Origin of the sequence: Aeromonas sp. 601039, assembly GCF_049174415.1 — a bacterium.
In the GTDB taxonomy this organism is placed as follows: Bacteria; Pseudomonadota; Gammaproteobacteria; order Enterobacterales; family Aeromonadaceae; genus Aeromonas; species Aeromonas veronii_A.
This window is the reverse complement of sequence record NZ_JAAKTL010000013.1, coordinates 46,762-66,071: the sequence shown is the minus strand read 5'-3', so window position 1 is coordinate 66,071 and position 19,310 is coordinate 46,762. Positions and strand designations below refer to the sequence as shown.

Sequence of the window (19,310 nt, the reverse complement as noted above, 5' to 3'; positions counted from 1 at the left end):
TTGACCTGCTCGTGTCGGGTAAAGTCATTGAGTGCCCATTATGTGCTTTACATTCTTACCGCCAACCACACAACTTGGCGGGCATGACAGGAACATATAGGCACGCCCTGTGGCCTAAGGAACCACTACTCAGCAGGTCATCGAGAGAGGATCACATTTTGTTAACTGGCTGACCTCTGGTCGAGGCACGGATCAGCAACTCCCCTTCCAGCTTCATCAGTAAAGCGATGGGCTTCTCTCCTTGGGCCAGTTGCAACAAGGTGTCCACCGCCAGTTTACCCATCTCGTCGTAAGGTAGTTCGATAGAACTCAAAGGGGGCTCCATTTCGCAGGCCAGCATCTGGTTATCATGGCCCGCCACCAGAATGTCTTCCGGGATGCGCAATCCCGCCTCGGCTATCGCCTGGTAACAACCCTGAGCCATGTAATCACTGCAACAGAAGATACCATCAGGCGGCTGAGGCAGCGCCAGCAGTTGCCGAGTCTGTTCATAAGCCTCATGTAGCGACCAGTTGCCCACGCGCACCCATTGTGGATCCGGTATCAAATCGTGGTTGATCAACGCCTGACGATACCCTTCCAGCCGCAGACTATTTGCCTCCATCCATGGCTCCCCCTGAATAAGAGCCACTCGTTTGCAGCCTTGCTCCAACAGGTGCGCCGTCACCTTGTAACCCGCCAGCTTATCGGCAGGCAGGATGGAATAACTTTCGGACGAGCCACTGCCCTCCAGGTAGCAGTTGAGCAAAACGGTAGGCACCTGTGGGGAGAGCTCCATCTCGGCAAGTTGTCGTGTCATGGAAGAGGCAAAAATCATCCCCAGATAATCCCCCTGATTGATCTCCTGCTCGATCAACTTGGTGAGCTCCGCGCTGTTGCGATAATCGAATGTAACCAGCATGCGATCTGCCTCCCAAGCGCGTTCATTGCAAGCATTGATCGCATCCAGAAAAGGGTCATATGGAGTCAGGCCATTGAAAACAAAAGCTATTTTTCTAGCAGATGGTCCCTTGGGTAGATGTTCAGCTCGCTTATGCTGGTAACCCAGTTCGGCCGCTTTTTCAAGCACTCTACGCCGCGTTTCCTCCGCCAGTTTGATGGTGGTTGAACCATTGAGCACCAGTGAAACCGTTGATTGGGAAACACCTGCAGCTGCAGCGATGGCGCTCATGGTGATGCGTTTACTATTCATTGATATGGCCATAGTTTGAGCAGTACCGCCCAGATAATAATATTAATTATTTATCTTTTATCATGACTCATGATTACGGACATGAGCAAGCAGCACAACAGCCCGCAAGGACGATAGAGGGGTTTCGGTTATCGTCCCGAGTACAGATGGCTCGCCAGTCATGCCTGTTAACCCCCTAAATTTGTTCATTTTGTGACTAATCCCTGAATTCTATCCTTCATGATTTGCAACTAAAGATATTAGCTAATATTAATTGCTATAAGTTTAAATAATTAGTTGCAAGGATATCCGATGGCGATACAACAGTGGTCAACAGAACGAGCTTGGCAATGGTGGAACAAACAACCTTGGCTATTGGGCTTCAACTATCTCCCCCGCACAGCGGTCAACTGGACCGAAATGTGGCAGGGAGAAACCTTCGACCCAGTCACCATTGACCAGGAACTGGGTTGGGCCAACAAACTGGGCTACAACACCCTGCGAACCAATCTGCCCTTTATCGTCTGGCAGCATGATCGGGATGGCCTGCTCGCGCGCATTGAGCAGTTCCTTGGCCTGTGTAGCAAGCACAATATCCGCGTGATGATGACCTTGATGGATGACTGTGGCTTCTCCGGCGATCACCCCTATCTGGGCCGCCAGCAACCACCTCGGGAAGATGTACACAATAGCCAGGCGGCGGCCAGTCCCGGTCGGAATGTCGTCATTGACCCGACCCAATGGCGCGAAGTGGAACACTATATTCGCGACCTGATACGTACATTTGCACAGGATGAGCGGATCTTTATCTGGGATCTGTACAATGAGCCGACCAACCGGGGCATCTTTTCGGAAGGCGATGTCGAGGTGCGTTTCGATGAGTCGCTGGAGACATATGCCCACTATCTGATGGAGTTGGCTTTTGTCTGGGCCCGAGAAGAGAACCCCTCCCAGCCACTCACCGTCGGCGCGTGGCATGCACCCTACAGCATCGGTCAGGGGGATTCGGAATTTACTCCGGAAAACACCTTTACTCATCCGACCGACCTGCGCGCTATGGAGCTATCGGATGTCATCACTTTCCACTCCTATCAGCGTATGGAGGGGCTGAAAATCTCTCTGGATGTGGTCAGCAAATATCGCCGCCCGCTCCTCTGCACAGAGTGGCTGGCCAGGCATGTCGGCAGCGTGATGGAACAACAACTGCCACTCTTCAAAGAGTTAAAAATAGGTGCCTATCAATGGGGTCTGGTAAAAGGGAAGACGCAAACTCACCTGCCATGGCCTTTCGTTCGCAATATCGACCCCGATTTCCGCAGGGTCTGGTTTCACGACCTGCTGGAGGAGGATGGTACCCCCTACTCTGCCAGTGAAATAGAACTGCTCCGCACATTGACCCGTTCATAACGCAAAAGAGGACGCCACCCTAGTGGCGCCCCTCACAACACATTCATGTTGGGAAAGGTTGGCAGATGACAGATCAAAAGATACACAATAGAGAGCTGGTGGGATATTTCAGCTATGCCGTCGGGCAATGCCTCAGTTTCGGCCTGGTGGGATCATTTATCCTCTATTTTTACACCGATATCCTTGGAATATCGCCCGCTGCAGCTGGGGCTATTTTCCTCATTGCCAGAGTATGGGATGCCATCAACGATCCTATTATCGCTGGTTATATGGACACTCTTAATTTCAAACGTGGCAAATTCACGCCATATATGCTTTTCGTTCCCTTCTTGATTGCCGGGATCACCTCTCTCAGCTTCATTGGCATGGATTTACCCATGACCACCAAGGTAGCTTATGCAGCAGTCACCTATATCGCGTGGGGGATGATATACACCTTGTCTGATGTACCTTTCTGGACCATGTCATCGGTCATGAGCCAAGAGCCACAGGAGCGAGCCAAGGCCGTAACCGTCGCCATGTTGGGCGTCAATATCGGCATTGGCAGTGCTTCCATCATATTCCCGAAGCTCACCGAACTGTTTGCTGCAACCAGCAGCACCAAGGGCTACATGGAAGGTGCCATCTGCCTGATGCTGATCGCCCTGCCGCTGATGGTGCTCGGAGCAAGCCAGATGAAAGAGCGCATCAAGCCCAATCCGAATGACAAGATCACCATTAGGGACTCTTTCCGCGTCCTGCGTTCCAACAAACCGTTGGCGTATGTACTTGGCGCCTTCTTCTGTAACGTGTTCTTTAATCTGGCCACCGGGCTCTACATTTTCTTCTTCACCTACAACATGGGTGATGTCGGGCTGCTCTCGGTGATGGGCTCTATCGGTGTGGCAACCTCTATGGCCTGTATGCTGATGCCGATATTGACCAGCAAGCTCAGGAAACGTGATCTCTTCCTGCTACTCACTCTGCTGGAGATTGCATTACGCATCGGTTTCTATACGACAGGCTACGACAATCTGATAATGGTGTTCGGCTTCCTCGCCTTGATCCATGCGGCCAACGTCATCACCAATCCACTTATCTCGGCCATGTTGAGTGAGACCATCGAATATGCAGAACTAAAGTCTGGCCGCCGTTGCGCTGCCATCGCGTTCTCGGGGCAGACCTTTACCGGCAAACTGGCTTGGGCCATCGCAGGTGGTATTTCCGGTACCCTGCTGATCTGGCTTGGCTATCAACCGAATGCGGCACAGACTCAGGCTACGATGGACGGACTATTTATCTGTATATCACTTGTGCCGATATTGGGTAGCATATTACGGGTGATGATCATGACCCGCTACAATTTCACCGAAGATAAGCACGCCAAAGTACGTCATGCTCTAAATAAATGGCGATCCATTTCGTCTCTTTAACATAAAAAAATGAATGCTTTACCATAAAATATACGCCAGTCGAATTGAGCGCCTCTATCCATTCAACTTGACTGGCAAATTCCATTCAAGAACATGAAAACTACAATGATTGATAAATTATTTTTTCGTTGCATTGCGCATAGGAAAAGCAATCAACATAAGTTACATGAATCATCGAAAGCCACTGGGTAAACTTTTGCTGAAGTATATTACACGATAATAAATATCCATTGCCTCCATTGGTCTTTGAGGAGTTCAAATTTGTCGGTTTATTTCTGGCACAATATCGTTATTGTGCCAATCGCTCTCTGCGCTCTGGTTTTCTGGCTCGACACCGCCAACCTCGGTCTCTGTGCAGCCTTTCTGACCACAGGATCTTTTGCCTTGCAAGTTATACACATAATAAAGACCCAAGAAACCAGGGCCATCTCAACCAATATGTATCTGGTCTTCAGCTGTGGCGTACTTCTATGGTTGATCTACGGCCTGCGCACTAACGACATGCCCATCACCATAGCAAACAGCATCACTCTCGCTCTGGCCTGCGCCGTCCTGATGCTCAAGCTGCGTAACGAAAGGAACTGATGAGCATTCATACAACCTGGGGCTGGCACTCGGGGATCACGACGGCTTCTGTCTTGAGACGCAACAGCTGCCGGACAGCCCCAATCGGCCCGAGCTGGGCAACCCCTGGCTGCTGCCGGGCGGGCGTTATCACCACCAGACCCGCTACCGTTTTATCCGCGACTGACTTAAAGGTTTCATGATTTTTACATAGCCTCAGCAGTCACTATCGAGCAAGATAAGCCGCCCCGAGACCCTCCCGGGGCGTTTTTACATCAACGAAGTTAAGGATTGTTTGTTCGATGACTGACACCTATAGCCTGCTGGTCGCCTTTATTCTGGGCGTCGTCGAGGGGCTGACCGAGTTCCTCCCCGTCTCCTCCACCGGCCACATGATTATCGTCGGCCATCTGCTGGGCTTTGAAGGGCCCAAGGCTGCCACTTTCGAAGTGGTGATCCAGCTTGGCTCCATCCTCGCCGTGGTCGCCGTCTTCTGGCGCCGCCTGTTTGGCCTGATTGGCATCCACTTCGGCCAGAAGCCGTCCCGGGATCACGCCACCCTGTCGCTGATCCACGTCATCCTCGGCATGCTGCCCGCCATCGTGGTCGGTCTGGCCATCCACAGCTGGATCAAGGCCAACCTGTTTGGTCCACAGACCGTGATGTACGCGCTGGTCGCGGGGGGCATCCTGCTCATCATCGCCGAGAAGTTCCGCCCGGCCGTCACAGCTGAAACCCTTGATGACATCAGCTACAAGCAGGCGTTCGGCATCGGTCTGTTCCAGTGTCTGGCCCTGTGGCCCGGCTTCTCCCGCTCCGGCGCCACCATCAGTGGTGGCATGCTGATGGGGATCAGCCGTCACGCCGCCGCCGAGTTCTCCTTCATCATGGCGGTGCCCATGATGGTGGCGGCCAGCGGGCTTGATCTCTACAAGAGCCGCGATTTTCTCTCGATGGCCGACTTCCCGATGTTTGCCGTGGGCTTTATCACCGCTTTCGTGGTAGCGATGTTTGCGATCAAGACCTTCCTGACATTGATCCGCCGCATCGACTTTATCCCGTTCGCTATCTACCGCTTTATCGTGGCATTCGCCGTCTATCTGGTGTTTGTCGCCTGACCGGCAACCAGCAATCAAATGAAAAAAGGGACCAATCTGGTCCCTTTTTCTATGGCGTCATGGTGCTCAGTAGAGGTGCTGGCTGATGCCATTCAGCAGCCGCGACAGCCCCTTGGTGAACTGCACCGGCGCATCCTGCACCGTGTAGCAGAGGCAGCCATCTGGCGTATGCGGGCTATGGGAGTGGCTGGCATCGCGCCAGATGAAATCTCCCACCTTGTAAAGGGTATCGCCATCCTGAATATTGCCAGCCAGCAGCAGGGTCAGCTCATAGCCCTGATGGGTGTGCTCGGGGATGCGACCGCCCGCTTCGATATGGAGCAAACTGGCGCGCGCCCCCATCTCGTCCAGCGGCAAACTCTGCTGACGAATGGCCCCGATATGGCGCCACTTGGGCGAACGGTAGCGGGCCAGCACCCGTGGCAAACGGTAGGCGTGCCCGGCCACCTCCAGCTCGCCGTGCTGCGTTCGGGGCTGGTCATGTGTTGGCTCGGAGGGGGGCTCTGCCAGCGGCTGGGCCAGAATATCCGCCAGCATGGCGTCGAATCCGGCGTCCAGTCCCACTTCATCCCGAGAGTCCGCCTCGGGCTCTGCTGGCGAGGCAAGATATTGCTGCGCCAGCTCCTCTTCGAATGTCTTCAGTCGGGCAGCACAATCAGGGCAGAGTTCACAGTGAGCGGAGAGCCCCACCGCCAGCGGCAGAGGGAGCTCGTCGGCGGCGAAGGCGCGCAGCATAGGGTCGGTCGGATGGGCTTTAATCATGGCCTTGCTCCACTTGCTCTTTCAGTTTCTGTAACGCCAGTCTGAGGCGGGACTTGATGGTACCGAGCGGCACGCCGAGTCGCTCCGCCAGCTCCTGCTGGGAGAACTCCTGCAGATAGATGCCGCGCACCACCTGCTGTTGCGGCTCCGGCAGGGTGCCCAGATAGTGGGCCATCTGACGGGTCAGCACCGCATCCTCACCACCGCTCAGATGCTCCTCTTCGGCCTGAAACTCCAGCACCGGCCACAGCTCCTCGGCACAGAGATCCTCCTTGCTGGCGCGACGACGACGCAGCATGTCGAAGCACTGGTTGCGCATCACGGTGTAGATCCAGGTAGTCGGCGCTCCCTTGTCGGGGTGGTAGAGGCGCGCCTTTTGCCATACCAGCAGCATGGTCTCCTGCACCAGCTCCATGGCGTTGGCTTCGCTGCCGAGGTGGCGCAGGCCGTAGCTGCGAATGCGCGGCGCAAAGTGTTGGAACAGGCGAGCAAAAGCAGCCTTGTCGGCCTGCTCTGCCACCCTGATCAGCAGAGATTTGAGGTCGCCATCCGGGTTATCCATCACGGGCGAGGTCCTGCGTATGGTCGAGTGTGGTTGGCCAGTATATGCCATTGCGCCATCCCTTTGGTGTGCTGTCGAACATGCTGTGGTGATGACTGGTACGGCGCTGCGGCGCTGGCGGATCAGCGGGTCAGAAAAAATCAGTGGCTGGCCACCAGCACCCCCTTGAGCAGGGCGATGGCGGGCTGATTGTCGGCGGCAGCCAGCAGCAGTTGCTTCTGCTCGGGGGGGATCGGCAACACCTCCAGCCAGCGCTGGGCCACCCAGTTGCCATCGTCCCAGCAGGGGGCAGGATAGAGGGCGGCATAGTCGGGATAATCGGCAAACACCTCCCGCAGCGCCTCGACCAGCGGCTGCTGATCAGGATGGAGCCGGCGGGGCGGCCAGGCCGTCAGCGGCGTCACCTCGCCGATACGCAGGCCATCGGGCTCCTGCCACAGATCCTCTATCTGCACCCGCTCCACCCCCTGCACCGTGATCCCCAGCATGCCGTCCGGCAGCCGGTCGAAATCGATGATGGTGACCCGGGTGGCGATGGGCAGCATGTTGCGCAGGGCGTCGGGCTGGCGAGGATCCACCATGCAGAGGGCAAAGCCGGACTCCCCCGCCTCGGCAATCATCCGCTGGTATCTCGGTTCGAAGATCCGCAGCGGCATGACGCCGCCGGGCAGCAGGTGGGCAGATAGTGGAAACAGCGCCAGTCGCATCGCAAACTCCTCGGTTGGGAACGTATGTTGATACGCCGGGCCAGAGGGAGGAGATCATTCCCGACCGCGGAAAGGAAAAACCCTTAACAATCAGGGGAAAATAGCCTGGACAAGCCGCTTCGATATGCAGTAGAAATGGATAAGCACCGTAATTTCCGCCCAATATTCTGGAATATGGCGCCAAACGCAGTGAAATATTCGCCCGACAGCGAGCGGCGGGTCATCCCTATAGTTTTCTCGGGCCGATGCGGGTAAAATTCACGCCCTTATATATCAGTCATTTTTCGACGCGCAACCTTGGTGGTCAGTTATGAAAGAGCATATTCATCATCTACTTGAACAAACGGTAGCCAATCTCAAGTCAGCAGGCGTCCTGCCGGCGGACCTGGAAGCCCGCGTGCAAGTAGACCGATGCAAGGAGAAAGCTCACGGCGACCTGGCTACCAACCTGGCCATGCTGCTGGCCAAACCGGCACGCAAGAATCCCCGTGAGCTGGCAGCGGCCATCATCGAGCACCTGCCTGCCTCCGACCTGATCGCCAAGGTCGAGATCGCCGGTCCCGGCTTCATCAACTTCTTCTTCGACCAGCGCTGGCTGGCCGGTCAGGTTGAGGCCATGGTGACCTCTGCCAACGCCAACGTACGGTTGCCCGCGCCACAAACCGTGGTGGTGGACTACTCCGCCCCCAACGTGGCCAAAGAGATGGCGGTGCACCACATCCGCTCCACCGTACTCGGTGACGTGGCTGCGCGCGCGCTGGAGTTCCTCGGCCACAAAGTGATCCGTGCCAACCACATCGGCGACTGGGGCACCCAGTTCGGGATGCTGATCGCCTATCTGGAGAAGATGTCCAACGAGCACGCCAGCGACATGGCGCTCAAGGATCTGGAAGCCTTCTACACCCAGGCCAAGCGTTGCTACGACGAAGACGAAGCCTTTGCCGAGCGCGCCCGTAACTACGTGGTCAAGCTGCAGGGCGGCGACGAGTACTGCCGTACCATGTGGAAGAAGCTGGTCGACATGACCATGGAGCAGAACCAGATCAACTATGACCGCCTGAATGTCTCCCTGACCAACAAGGACATCATGGGCGAGTCCATGTACAACGACATGCTGCCGGAGATCGTGGCCGACCTGAAAGCCAAGGGGCTGGCGGTCGAGAGCGAAGGCGCCACCGTTGTCTTCCTGGACGAATTCAAGAACAAGGATGGCGAGGCCATGGGCGTCATCATCCAGAAGAGCGATGGCGGTTTCCTCTACACCACCACCGACATCGCCTGTGCCAAATACCGTTATGAGACCCTGGGCGCCGACCGTGTCATGTACTTCATCGACTCCCGTCAGCACCAGCACCTGATGCAGGCCTGGACCATCACCCGCAAAGCGGGTTATGTGCCGGAATCCGTGCCGCTCGAGCACCACGCCTTCGGCATGATGCTGGGCAAGGATGGTCGTCCCTACAAGACCCGCTCCGGTGGTACCGTCAAGCTGGTTGACCTGCTGAACGAAGCGGAAGAGCGCGCCGCTGCCCTGCTGGAGAGCCGCAACAGCGACCTCTCTGCCGAAGAGAAGGCCAACGTGGTCAACGCAATCGCCATGGGCGCGGTCAAGTATGCGGATCTCTCCAAGAACCGCACTACCGACTACATCTTCGACTGGGATCTGATGCTCTCCTTTGAAGGCAACACCGCCCCTTACCTGCAGTATGCCTACACCCGTATCCAGTCCATCTTCCGCAAGGCTGGCGTCGATGCCGCTACCCTGACCGGCAATGTGACCCTGAACGAAGAGGCCGAAGAGGTGCTGGCCCAGAAGCTGATCCAGTTCTCCGACGCGGTCAATGGCGTGGCCGACAAAGGCATGCCGCACCTGCTCTGTACCTACCTGTACGAGTTGTCCGGCAACTTCATGACCTTCTATGAAGCCTGCCCGATCAACAAGGATGGCGTGGACGAGGCAACCCGTCAGAGCCGTCTGCTGCTGTGCGCCGCCACCGCCAAGGTGCTGAAACTGGGCCTCGGCGTACTGGGCATCCATACCCTGGAGCGCATGTAATAGATGGCAACCCGGGATTATGTCGGCAGCCGCCCACGACGTCGGGCGGGTGGTCGAAACAGCAAGAAAGCGGCCCCTCGCCGCTTTCCTGTTATTCCAGTGCTGCTGGTCGTGGCACTGCTGGCAGGCTTTGGTGGCTTCCTTTACATGATCAATGGCAAGGGCAGCGACGCCCCCACCATCGAAGAGCAGGTAAAGGCCAACAAGCCAAAACCACAGAACAACGGGTTGCCACAGGAGAAGTGGAGCTACATCGAACGGCTTGAGAACAAGCAGGTCGATGTTATCGAGCCACCGCCCCAGCCGGGCGTGCTGCCACCGCCCCCCGCCGATACTCTGACCCTGCAGCCGGAAAAGCTGCCGCAACCGGTACCGACCGACATTCCCCAACCGGGGACGCCCATCGGCCAGTCCAAACCCTATCAGACCAATCCGGCGACCACGCCTGACAACGGTGCGCCCGTTGCCAGCGCTCGGGAACAGGTGATCGATCGCCAGGCCGAACGGGAGCGAATGGAGCGGGAGATCCGTGCCGAGCTGGAGCGGGAGCAGGCCGAAGCGGCCAAGGCCAAAGCGGCTAACCCGCCAGCCCAGACCGCAGCCGCCGACAGCGGTCGCTATATGATGCAGTGCGCGGCTCTGCGCTCGCAGGATTCCGCAGAGTCGCTCAAGGCACGTATCGCCTTCACCGCCGGTCTCTCTTCCAGCCTGCAGGTGGTCAACACAGCCAACGGTACCGTCTACAAGGTGATGGTGGGCCCCTTCAACGGCAAGGCGGCCGCCGACGCGGCCAACGGCAAGCTGCAGAGCTCCGGCATCAGCGGCTGCATTGCCAAGAAGGGTTAGCATACTGTCAGGCTGAACCAGCAGAGAACCAGAACATGACAAATTCGAAACAGCCACCAAATGGCCTTCCGGTTTACCGCTTGATTACTGGGCCTGATGACGCGACATTTTGTTTTCGTGTCAGCGAGGCACTAGCTCAAGGCTACACGCTGTATGGTTCTCCCTCGGCGACGTTCAATGGCCAAACTGTGATCGTGTGCCAAGCGGTAGTCTGGTCTGAAACAACATAATGCGGACAGTGTGCAGCAGGGCCGGGTGGCAACACCCGGCCCTGTTCTTTTGGTGTCACTCGCACCCACGCTCTTTATTACCCCGTTTATCCCGACCAAAGGCAGGGTTGAAAAGCCCGTTTGCCATCCCCATCTTTCTTGCCATGCACAGTCAGGCCGTCATTCGGCTCAAGCGAGGTAAGTAAAGTGACTACCATAGTTTCAGTTCGCCGCAACGGTCAGGTCGTCATCGGTGGCGATGGCCAGGTCTCTCTTGGCAACACCGTCATGAAGGGCAACGCCCGCAAGGTTCATCGTCTCTATAACGGCAAGGTGCTGGCCGGTTTCGCTGGCGGTACCGCCGACGCCTTCACCCTGCTCGAGCGTTTCGAAGCAAAACTGCAGGCCCATCAGGGTAATCTGGAGCGCGCCGCCGTGGCGCTGGCCAAAGATTGGCGCACCGATCGCGCTCTGCGCCGCCTCGAAGCACTGCTGGCCGTGGCCGACGAACACAAATCCTTCATCATCACCGGCAACGGTGACGTGGTGCAGCCGGAGCACGATCTCATCGCCATCGGCAGCGGCGGCAACTTTGCCCAGTCCGCCGCCATCGCCCTGCTGGAAAACACCGAGCTGGATGCCAGGACCATTGTCGAGAAGTCCCTCAAGATTGCGGGCGACATCTGCGTCTTCACCAACGGCAACCACACCATCGAAGTGCTGGACTACGCCGCCAAATAAGGCCACCAGCCAAACCCAATTTCCCAAGGGGTGGGCACTGCCCGCCCCGGATACAGGAACACCATCATGTCCGAGATGACCCCGAGAGAAATCGTCCACGAGCTGGATCGTCACATCATTGGTCAGGCCGATGCCAAGCGCGCCGTTGCCGTTGCCCTGCGCAACCGCTGGCGCCGGATGCAGCTCAACGAAGAGATGCGCCATGAAGTGACCCCGAAAAACATCCTGATGATCGGCCCGACCGGTGTCGGCAAGACCGAGATCGCCCGTCGTCTGGCCAAGCTGGCCAACGCCCCCTTCATCAAGGTGGAAGCGACCAAGTTCACCGAAGTGGGCTATGTCGGCAAGGAAGTGGACAGCATCATCCGCGATCTGACCGATGCCGCCATCAAGCTGGTGCGCGAAACCGAGATGGAGAAGATGAAATACCGCGCCGAAGAAGCCGCCGAAGAGCGCATCCTCGACGCCCTGCTGCCCAACCCGCGCAACACCTGGGGTGAGGAAGAGAAAGCCGACAACTCCAACACCCGCCAGATCTTCCGCAAGAAACTGCGGGAAGGTCAGCTGGATGACAAGGAGATCGAGCTGGAGCTCTCCGCCTCCCCGATGGGCGTCGAAATCATGACCCCGCCGGGCATGGAAGAGATGGCCAACCAGCTGCAGGGGCTGTTCCAGAACCTGGGCCAGAACCAGAAGAAGAAGCGCAAGATCAAGGTCAAAGAGGCCATGAAGGCGCTGATCGAAGAGGAAGCGGCCCGTCTGGTCAATCCTGAAGAGCTGAAGCAGAAAGCCATCGCCGCTGTCGAGAACAACGGCATCGTCTTCCTCGACGAGATCGACAAGATCTGCAAGCGCGGCGAGAGCTCGGGCCCCGATGTCTCCCGTGAAGGGGTTCAGCGCGACCTGCTGCCGCTGGTCGAGGGCTGCACCGTCAACACCAAGCACGGCATGGTCAAGACCGACCATATCCTGTTTGTCGCCTCCGGCGCTTTCCAGATCGCCAAGCCGTCAGATCTGATCCCAGAGCTGCAGGGCCGTCTGCCGATCCGCGTCGAGCTGACCGCCCTGACCACAGATGACTTCGAGCGTATCCTGACCGAACCGAACGCCTCGCTGACCGATCAGTACAAGGCGCTGATGGCCACCGAAGGGGTCAACATCGAGTTCACCAAGGATGGCATCCGCCGTCTGGCCGAAGCGGCCTGGCAGGTCAACGAGCGTACCGAGAACATCGGTGCCCGTCGTCTGCACACCGTGATGGAGCGCCTGATGGAAGATATCTCCTATGACGCCTCCGAGAAGTCCGGCGAGACCTTTGTCATCGACACCGACTACGTCAACGCCCACCTCGGCAAGCTGATTGAAGACGAGGATCTGAGCCGCTTTATTCTGTAAGCGCAGTTCTGTTTGTAAAAAAACGCCTCCAGAAATGGGGGCGTTTTGCATTTTAATGCCCCTAACCATCCTCTCCAGCCATTGACGGGACTGTCAACTAAGGCACTGATATTATTTATATTCCTCTTTAATGGAGCATGCCAATGACTGAACGTGAACCTGATATTGTGACAGTAAATGGTCGTCAGATTGATTTCATTGAGATCCATGAGGACGGCCCCCTTGTGCCACTTATTTTGAGCAGATCACAGGGTGGCGGAGTAATCCAACTCGGAGGCACAGGACAAAAAATTCGCCTGAGCATCAATCCAGGCAGCAGTGATTGGCAATGGCTTGACTCAATATCTCGGCAAAGAAGATACAGCTTGGATTTTGAATCTGCTTGCATCGCTACATTAAGAAAAAAGATCGGTAAACGTGGCTCTATTGTCGGCAATACCCACGACACTTGGTATCTCGAGTTTACTGACTGGGACACCAGCCAATAAGCGACATCATGGACGCCTCCCTGTGTGGAGGCGTCCTTTTTCATCTCCGCTGAAATTTGCTCAAAAAAAGATCTATCAACTTCTGCGTGATTGATTTATACATGCGTATAAATCAGATCAAAATCTGTGCAGCAGGAACCAGAAAGATGAATCCAACCCGGCAGAAACTGCTTGATACCGGCCTCGCCATCGCCACCGAAAAGGGGCTGCGTGGCCTGACGGTACGCGAACTGGCGGCAGCGGCCGAGGTGAACCTCGGCTCTTTCGTCTACCACTTCGGCAACCGCGACGCCTTTATCGACGAGCTGGTGGAGCTCTGGTACGCCCCCCTCTATGACGAGCTCAAGGCGGTGGCAGCCAAGGGCTCCTACCCCTCCGCCATCGCCATGTTCGAGGCGACCATGGAGGCGCTGATCGGGCTGGTGGCGCGCCAGCGCGGCTTTATCAACCACCTGTTTGGCGATGCGCTGGCGGGTGAAGGGGCGGCCCAACGCTTTCTGCTCAGCCTGCCACGCCGTCATCCCCTGCTGCTGATCGAACAGGTACGGATGGCACAGGCGGAAGGGTCGCTGGTCGCGGGTCACCCGCTCCAGCTGATGATCTTCATCATGGGGTCGGTCGGCCTGCCACTGGTGATCGCCGGCAGCGGTCGTCAGCTCGGCTGGCTGCCCGAACAGGCCGGCCCCTTTCTCAGCCAGATAGACAGCCCCGAGGCCGCCAGACAGCGGCTGGTATGGGCCCTACGCGGCCTGCGCCCCACCGACATGAAGGAAGGAGAAGCGGCATGAAACAACGCATCGCGATGGTAGCTCTGCTGCTGGCGGTTCCCAGTGGTTACCTCTGGTTACAGCGCCATCCTCAAGGAGAAGCGGTATGAAGCAACGCATTGCCATCGCAGCCCTGCTGCTAACCGTTATCGGTGGCTATCTCTGGTGGCAGGGGCGCCCGGCTGACGGCTCCATCCTCTACGGCAACGTCGATATTCGCGACGTCAATCTGGCCTTTCGGGTCGGCGGCCGCGTCGATCAGATACTGGTCGATGAGGGGGATAGGGTAAAAGCCGGTCAACTGCTGGCACGCCTCGATCCGGTTCCCCTCACCCACAGCCGCGACAGCGCCCGCGCCAATCTGGCCGCGCTCACTGCCGCCAACACCTTGATCCACAAAGGCTATCGCAGCGAAGAGACCGACCGCGCCCGGGCCGCACTGGCCGCCGCCGAAGCCGCTGCACTGGAAGCCGACCAGCAGTGGCGCCGCCAGAGCGCATTGGCCGCCACCGGCGCCATCTCCCGCGGTCAGCTCGATACCGCCCGCTCCCAGCGGGATCAGACTCAGGCGCAGGTACGCTCGGCACGCGAACAGCTCGCCCAGCTCGAAACCGGCTACCGCCCGGAAGAGATTGCCCAGTCCGATGCCCAGCTGGAAGGGGCCAAAGCGGCGCTCGCCAGTGCCGAGCTGGCGCTGGCGGATGCCAGCCTGACCGCCCCCAGCGACGGCATCATCATCAGCCGCGCCATCGAGAACGGCAGCATGGTGCAGAGCGGAGCGACCGCCTTCAACCTCTCCCTGACCGCGCCGGTCTGGGTGCGCGCCTATGTGGAGGAGCCCTGGCTCGGCCACTTCCCGAGCGGCGCCAAGGTGACCCTCACCACCGACTCGCGGCCGGACAAGCCCTATCACGGAGTAGTGGGATTTGTCTCGCCCACCGCCGAGTTCACCCCGAAATCGGTGGAGACGCCGGACCTGCGCACTCACCTCGTCTACCGGCTGCGCATCGTGGTGCAGGATCCCGACCCGGCCCTGCGCCAAGGGATGCCGGTCACCGTCAGGCTGGCCCCATGAGCTGCGCCATCTCCCTTGAGGGGCTCACCAAACGCTTTGGTGAGCGGGTCGCCCTCAACGCCATCTCGGCCACCATTCCGGCTGGCGGCATCACCGGACTGGTCGGCCCCGACGGCGCGGGCAAGAGCACTTTGCTGCGCCTGCTGGCCGGTCTGCTGATCCCCGAAGCGGGCACCATCCGGGTGCTGGGGCTGGATCCGGTGAGCGAGGGGGATCGGCTGCGCCAGCGCCTCGGCTACATGCCCCAGCAGTTCGGCCTCTACGAGGATCTCAGCGTGCTGGAGAACCTCACCCTCTACGCTGACTTGCGCGGCGTACTGGAGCCCGAACGCACGCCCACCTTTGCGCGGCTGCTCGCCTTTACCGATCTTGCCCGCTTCACCGCAAGGCCGGCAGGCAAGCTCTCTGGCGGAATGAAGCAGAAGCTCGGGCTGGCCTGCGCCCTGCTCGGCACCCCGGATGTGCTGCTGCTCGACGAACCGGGGGTCGGGGTCGATCCCATCTCCCGCCGCGCCCTCTGGCAGATGGTGCGGGAGCTGGCCAAGGGGGGGATGACGGTGCTCTGGAGTACCGCCTATCTCGATGAGGCGGAGCTGTGCGACCACGTGCTGCTGATGGCGGATGGCGAGGTGCGCACCAGCGGCACGCCGGCCGATCTGATGGGGGCCATGGCCAGCCGCTGCTGGCTGCTGGAGGCGGGGCAGCTGGATGGCCGCGAGCGGCGCGCCCTGTTGCGCCGGGCACTGGCCCACCCAGCAGTGATGGACGGCGCGGTGGCGGGGGAGCGGGTTCGCCTGCTGCTGCACCCGGACATGACGCCCCCGCCGCTGGCGGAGCTGCATCTCGCCAACGGCGCCTTTCAACCAGCCCAGCCTCGGCTGGAGGATGCCTTTATCGACCTGCTCGGCGGCGGCCCCGGCGGGGAGTCGAGTCTGGCAGCCGGGATGCGCGAAGCCGAACTGCCGCAGGGGGTCTCCCCCGAGGCGGTGATCGAGGCGCGCCACCTCACCAAGCGCTTCGGCGATTTTGCCGCCACCGATGACGTCAGCTTTGCGGTGCGCCGCGGCGAGATCTTCGGCCTGCTCGGCCCCAACGGGGCGGGCAAGTCCACCACCTTCAAGATGGAGTGCGGCCTGCTGCGCCCGAGCGAGGGGCAAGCGCTGGTGACCGGCATCGATCTGGCTCACAGCCCCTCGGCGGCACGCCAGCGCCTCGGCTACATGGCGCAGAAGTTCTCCCTCTACAAGCAGCTCACCGTGGCGCAGAACCTCTCCTTCTTCGCCGGTATCTACGGCCTGTTCGGCCGCCACCAGCAGACGCGGATCGACGCCATGGTGACTGCCTTTGCCCTCGCCCCCTGGCTCGATCAGAAGGCGGAATCCCTGCCGCTCGGCCTGCGCCAGCGCTTGTCGCTGGCCTGCGCCCTGCTGCACGAGCCGCCGCTGCTGTTTCTCGACGAGCCCACCTCCGGGGTCGATCCGGTGACCCGGCGCGAGTTCTGGTCGCACATCAACGCGCTGGCCGACCACGGCGTCACCGTGCTGGTCACCACCCACTTTATGGATGAGGCGGAGTATTGCGACCGCATCGCCCTCATCTATCGCGGCAAGCTGCTGGCACTCGGCACCCCGGACGATCTCAAGGGGCTGGCCGCCAAAGAGGCGGCGACCTCTTTGCCAACCGGCTCCTTGCCGACCTGTTCTTTGCCAACAATGGAAGAGGCCTTTATCACCCTGGTCGAGCGGGCCAGTGAGGAGGACGCATGAGCATCAACCGTCGGCGACTGCTGGCCCTCTGCCGCAAGGAGACGCTGCAAATCGTCCGTGACCCGAGCAGCATCCTCATCGCCTTCATCATGCCGGTGGTACTGCTGGTGGTAATGGGTTACGCCATCAATCTGGATGTGGACCATCTGCGCCTCGGCATCTGGCGTACCGATAGCGGCGCCCCGGCGGTGAGGCTGGAGCAGGCCCTGCGCGGCTCTACCGCACTGGAGATCCACAGCGGCCCGAGCAAGGAGTCCCTGCTCGCCAGTCTGGCCCGCGGCGAGATCCGCGGCCTGCTGGTGATCGATGACGGCTTCTCCCGCTCGCTGGCCGGTCAGGGCAATGGCACGCCGCAGGCACTGCTGCTGACCGATGGCTCCGAGCCCAACACCGCCAACTTCGTCACCAACTATGTGCAGGGGATCTGGCAGGGGTGGCTCGCTGGCGAGGGGGTCGTCATGCCGGTGTCGATAGAGAGCCGCGCCTGGTTCAACCCGGCGCTGGTGAGCCGCAACTTTCTGGTGCCGGGCTCCATTGCGGTGGTGATGACCATCATAGGGGCCCTGCTCACCTCGCTGGTGGTGGCGCGGGAGTGGGAGCGCGGCACCATGGAGGCGCTGCTCGCCACCCCGGTCACCAAGGGGGAGCTGCTGCTCTCCAAGCTGCTGCCCTACTATGGCCTTGGCATCATCGCCATGCTGCTCTGCCTGCTCTTCTCGGTGGCGGTGATGGGCGTGCCGTGGCGCGGCTCCCTGCTGCTGCTCTTTCTGGTCACCAGCGTCTTTCTCGGCAGCGCCCTCGGGCTCGGCCTGTTCCTCTCCACCGTGATGCGCAGCCAGTTCAATGCCGCACAGGCGGCGCTGATCGCTGCGTTTCTGCCCGCGGTGATGCTGTCGGGCTTCGTGTTCGAGATCGCCAGCATGCCACCGCTGCTGCGGGCCATCACCCACCTCATTCCGGCCCGCTACTTCGCCAGCTCGCTGCAGACTCTCTATCAGGCGGGTAGCGTCTTCTCGATCCTGCTGGTCAACGGTTTCTGTCTGCTGCTGCTGGCCGGTTTCTGGCTGGCCCTGACCGCCCGCAAGACGCGGCGCACTCTGGAGTAACTCATGCTGATCCGACTCTGGTGGCTGATCCGAAAAGAGCTGCAGGCCCTGATGGGCAATACTCAGGGGCGCTTTCTGCTCATCATGCCGGTGCTGCTGCAGACCGCCCTCTTCCCGTTCGCCGCCACTCTGGAGGTGACCGGCAACACGCTGGCCATCTACAACCAGGATGGCGGAGCCCAGAGCCGCGAGCTGCTGGAGCGCCTCACCCATATGCCCGCCTTTACCACCATCATCCCGGTGCAGGGCGAGGCGGGCATGACCGAGGCCATCACCGGGCAGCAGGCACTGCTCGGGCTGATTATTCCGGGGGATTTCTCACGCCGGCTGGCACGGGGCGAACAGGCCAAGGTACAGCTGATCATCGACGGACGCCGCTCCAACGGTGGTCAGGTGGCGGCTGGCTACATCAGTCAGGTGATCGCCCGCTGGCAAAGTGAGGGCAAGGGGCAACCCGAGCTGGCGGTACGCAACCTCTACAACCCCAACGTCGAGTTCCACTGGCATATCCTGCCAGCGCTGGTGGCCATCATCACCACCACTGGCTGCCTGATTGTCACCGCCCTCTCGGTCGCGCGGGAGCGGGAAGAGGGCACCTTCGATCAGCTGCTGGTCTCCCCCCTCACCGCGGGCTGGATCATGGCGGGCAAGGCGGTGCCCGGCATCATGGTGGCGGTGGGGCAAGGGTGCATAGTCGCGCTGGCCGCCCGTTTTGTCTTTCACCTCCCCTTTGCCGGCAGCCTCAGCCTGCTGATGGCGGGCATGGTCTGCTACGGGCTGGCACTGGCCGGGATCGGGCTCTTCATCTCGTCGTTCTGCTCGACCCAGCAGCAGGCCTTTCTCGGGGTCTTCTCCTTCACCGTCCCGGCGGTGATCCTCTCGGGCTACATCTCGCCGGTGGAGAACATGCCGCAGGTGTTCCAGTGGCTGGCGGCCATCGACCCCCTCACCCACTTCATCGTGCTGCTCAAGGGGGTCTTCCTCAAGGGGTTTGACTGGTCGGCCGCCTGGCCCCTGCTCTGGCCGCTGCTCGCCATCGCCGGCGTCACCCTGTCGCTAGCGCTCGCCATGTTCCGCCGCCATATCGCCTGACGCGCCACCTTGTTCAGCTGATGCCGGTCTCGCCCAGTGCGAGGCCGGCCATTTTCCGCCAGAAGT

At 59.6% G+C, this 19,310-nt stretch carries 19 protein-coding genes and 1 pseudogene; 16 read left to right on the top strand and 4 right to left on the bottom strand.

Translation table 11 applies throughout. The features are described from left to right. Window positions 1–151 precede the first annotated feature (151 nt). Window positions 152–1,192 (bottom strand): LacI family DNA-binding transcriptional regulator, encoded by a 1,041-nt coding sequence (locus tag G5195_RS12405; protein ID WP_421221973.1) that lies wholly within the window; start codon window positions 1,190–1,192, stop codon window positions 152–154. Window positions 1,193–1,483: 291 nt separating this feature from the next. On the opposite strand from G5195_RS12405, the gene G5195_RS12400 reads away from it, so the two are divergent. From G5195_RS12400 to bacA, 5 genes and pseudogenes are all read left to right on the top strand, one after another. Next, a complete protein-coding gene (locus G5195_RS12400; RefSeq protein ID WP_139408884.1) occupies window positions 1,484–2,578 on the top strand; it encodes a cellulase family glycosylhydrolase in 1,095 nt (364 codons plus the stop codon). A 65-nt stretch (window positions 2,579–2,643) separates the two neighbouring features. Next, window positions 2,644–3,990: an MFS transporter gene (locus G5195_RS12395; RefSeq protein WP_421206266.1), complete on the top strand. Its 1,347-nt coding sequence runs from the start codon at window positions 2,644–2,646 to the stop codon at window positions 3,988–3,990. A 261-nt stretch (window positions 3,991–4,251) separates the two neighbouring features. Then, window positions 4,252–4,575 (top strand): SemiSWEET transporter, encoded by a 324-nt coding sequence (locus G5195_RS12390; RefSeq protein WP_421236194.1) that lies wholly within the window; start codon window positions 4,252–4,254, stop codon window positions 4,573–4,575. 34 nt (window positions 4,576–4,609) lie between these two features. Continuing rightward, a pseudogene (locus tag G5195_RS12385) lies at window positions 4,610–4,741 on the top strand (galactose-1-epimerase); the annotation flags it as partial. A 115-nt stretch (window positions 4,742–4,856) separates the two neighbouring features. Continuing rightward, window positions 4,857–5,672, top strand: a complete 816-nt coding sequence (gene bacA / locus G5195_RS12380; protein WP_069527669.1) for an undecaprenyl-diphosphate phosphatase — start codon at window positions 4,857–4,859, stop codon at window positions 5,670–5,672. Window positions 5,673–5,738: 66 nt separating this feature from the next. Here the strand turns inward: bacA and G5195_RS12375 are convergent, their stop codons facing one another. From G5195_RS12375 to G5195_RS12365, 3 genes are all read right to left on the bottom strand, one after another. After that, window positions 5,739–6,434 (bottom strand): ChrR family anti-sigma-E factor, encoded by a 696-nt coding sequence (locus tag G5195_RS12375; RefSeq protein WP_421236193.1) that lies wholly within the window; start codon window positions 6,432–6,434, stop codon window positions 5,739–5,741. Continuing rightward, window positions 6,427–6,996 (bottom strand): sigma-70 family RNA polymerase sigma factor, encoded by a 570-nt coding sequence (locus tag G5195_RS12370; RefSeq protein ID WP_005342561.1) that lies wholly within the window; start codon window positions 6,994–6,996, stop codon window positions 6,427–6,429. The genes G5195_RS12375 and G5195_RS12370 overlap by 8 nt, the downstream gene beginning before the upstream one ends. A gap of 140 nt (window positions 6,997–7,136) precedes the next feature. Next, the gene (locus G5195_RS12365; RefSeq protein WP_421236192.1) at window positions 7,137–7,703 is read right to left on the bottom strand and encodes an LON peptidase substrate-binding domain-containing protein; all 567 of its coding nucleotides are present in this window, start codon (window positions 7,701–7,703) and stop codon (window positions 7,137–7,139) included. A 310-nt stretch (window positions 7,704–8,013) separates the two neighbouring features. Here G5195_RS12365 and argS point away from each other — a divergent pair, with 310 nt between their 5' ends. The 11 genes from argS (at window position 8,014) to G5195_RS12310 (ending at window position 19,244) form a co-directional block, all read left to right on the top strand. After that, window positions 8,014–9,759, top strand: a complete 1,746-nt coding sequence (gene argS, locus G5195_RS12360; RefSeq protein WP_128816165.1) for an arginine--tRNA ligase — start codon at window positions 8,014–8,016, stop codon at window positions 9,757–9,759. A 3-nt stretch (window positions 9,760–9,762) separates the two neighbouring features. Next, the gene (locus tag G5195_RS12355; protein ID WP_421209204.1) at window positions 9,763–10,605 is read left to right on the top strand and encodes an SPOR domain-containing protein; all 843 of its coding nucleotides are present in this window, start codon (window positions 9,763–9,765) and stop codon (window positions 10,603–10,605) included. A gap of 35 nt (window positions 10,606–10,640) precedes the next feature. Continuing rightward, window positions 10,641–10,835, top strand: a complete 195-nt coding sequence (locus G5195_RS12350) for a DUF1737 domain-containing protein (protein WP_216952631.1) — start codon at window positions 10,641–10,643, stop codon at window positions 10,833–10,835. Between the two features lie 186 nt (window positions 10,836–11,021). Beyond that, window positions 11,022–11,555, top strand: coding sequence for an ATP-dependent protease subunit HslV (hslV, locus tag G5195_RS12345; RefSeq protein ID WP_005342555.1), 534 nt, complete (start codon window positions 11,022–11,024; stop codon window positions 11,553–11,555). Window positions 11,556–11,621: 66 nt separating this feature from the next. Then, window positions 11,622–12,950: an HslU--HslV peptidase ATPase subunit gene (gene hslU, locus G5195_RS12340; protein WP_033136355.1), complete on the top strand. Its 1,329-nt coding sequence runs from the start codon at window positions 11,622–11,624 to the stop codon at window positions 12,948–12,950. A 143-nt stretch (window positions 12,951–13,093) separates the two neighbouring features. Next, window positions 13,094–13,438, top strand: a complete 345-nt coding sequence (locus G5195_RS12335) for a hypothetical protein (protein ID WP_335837535.1) — start codon at window positions 13,094–13,096, stop codon at window positions 13,436–13,438. A gap of 146 nt (window positions 13,439–13,584) precedes the next feature. Further along, on the top strand, window positions 13,585–14,226 hold the full coding sequence (locus G5195_RS12330; RefSeq protein WP_421204075.1) for a TetR/AcrR family transcriptional regulator: 642 nt from the start codon (window positions 13,585–13,587) through the stop codon (window positions 14,224–14,226). 85 nt (window positions 14,227–14,311) lie between these two features. Further along, window positions 14,312–15,280 (top strand): secretion protein HlyD, encoded by a 969-nt coding sequence (gene hlyD, locus G5195_RS12325; RefSeq protein ID WP_421236191.1) that lies wholly within the window; start codon window positions 14,312–14,314, stop codon window positions 15,278–15,280. Continuing rightward, a complete protein-coding gene (locus G5195_RS12320; protein WP_421236190.1) occupies window positions 15,277–17,046 on the top strand; it encodes an ATP-binding cassette domain-containing protein in 1,770 nt (589 codons plus the stop codon). The genes hlyD and G5195_RS12320 overlap by 4 nt, the downstream gene beginning before the upstream one ends. Then, entirely contained in the window at window positions 17,043–18,152 is a 1,110-nt protein-coding gene (locus G5195_RS12315) for an ABC transporter permease (protein WP_421236189.1), read from the top strand. The genes G5195_RS12320 and G5195_RS12315 overlap by 4 nt, the downstream gene beginning before the upstream one ends. A 3-nt stretch (window positions 18,153–18,155) precedes the next feature. Beyond that, entirely contained in the window at window positions 18,156–19,244 is a 1,089-nt protein-coding gene (locus G5195_RS12310) for an ABC transporter permease (RefSeq protein ID WP_216949949.1), read from the top strand. Window positions 19,245–19,310 lie beyond the last annotated feature (66 nt).

Coding starts and splice junctions, on each gene's coding strand:
- hslU (WP_033136355.1), top strand. CDS start 11,622: ATGTCCGAGATGACCCCGAGAGAAATCGTCCACGAGCTGGATCGTCAC.
- G5195_RS12405 (WP_421221973.1), bottom strand. CDS start 1,192: ATGAATAGTAAACGCATCACCATGAGCGCCATCGCTGCAGCTGCAGGT.
- G5195_RS12400 (WP_139408884.1), top strand. CDS start 1,484: ATGGCGATACAACAGTGGTCAACAGAACGAGCTTGGCAATGGTGGAAC.
- G5195_RS12335 (WP_335837535.1), top strand. CDS start 13,094: ATGACTGAACGTGAACCTGATATTGTGACAGTAAATGGTCGTCAGATT.
- G5195_RS12310 (WP_216949949.1), top strand. CDS start 18,156: ATGCTGATCCGACTCTGGTGGCTGATCCGAAAAGAGCTGCAGGCCCTG.
- G5195_RS12365 (WP_421236192.1), bottom strand. CDS start 7,703: ATGCGACTGGCGCTGTTTCCACTATCTGCCCACCTGCTGCCCGGCGGC.
- hlyD (WP_421236191.1), top strand. CDS start 14,312: ATGAAGCAACGCATTGCCATCGCAGCCCTGCTGCTAACCGTTATCGGT.
- G5195_RS12375 (WP_421236193.1), bottom strand. CDS start 6,434: ATGATTAAAGCCCATCCGACCGACCCTATGCTGCGCGCCTTCGCCGCC.
- G5195_RS12355 (WP_421209204.1), top strand. CDS start 9,763: ATGGCAACCCGGGATTATGTCGGCAGCCGCCCACGACGTCGGGCGGGT.
- G5195_RS12370 (WP_005342561.1), bottom strand. CDS start 6,996: ATGGATAACCCGGATGGCGACCTCAAATCTCTGCTGATCAGGGTGGCA.
- G5195_RS12320 (WP_421236190.1), top strand. CDS start 15,277: ATGAGCTGCGCCATCTCCCTTGAGGGGCTCACCAAACGCTTTGGTGAG.
- G5195_RS12315 (WP_421236189.1), top strand. CDS start 17,043: ATGAGCATCAACCGTCGGCGACTGCTGGCCCTCTGCCGCAAGGAGACG.
- G5195_RS12395 (WP_421206266.1), top strand. CDS start 2,644: ATGACAGATCAAAAGATACACAATAGAGAGCTGGTGGGATATTTCAGC.
- bacA (WP_069527669.1), top strand. CDS start 4,857: ATGACTGACACCTATAGCCTGCTGGTCGCCTTTATTCTGGGCGTCGTC.
- G5195_RS12350 (WP_216952631.1), top strand. CDS start 10,641: ATGACAAATTCGAAACAGCCACCAAATGGCCTTCCGGTTTACCGCTTG.
- G5195_RS12330 (WP_421204075.1), top strand. CDS start 13,585: ATGAATCCAACCCGGCAGAAACTGCTTGATACCGGCCTCGCCATCGCC.
- argS (WP_128816165.1), top strand. CDS start 8,014: ATGAAAGAGCATATTCATCATCTACTTGAACAAACGGTAGCCAATCTC.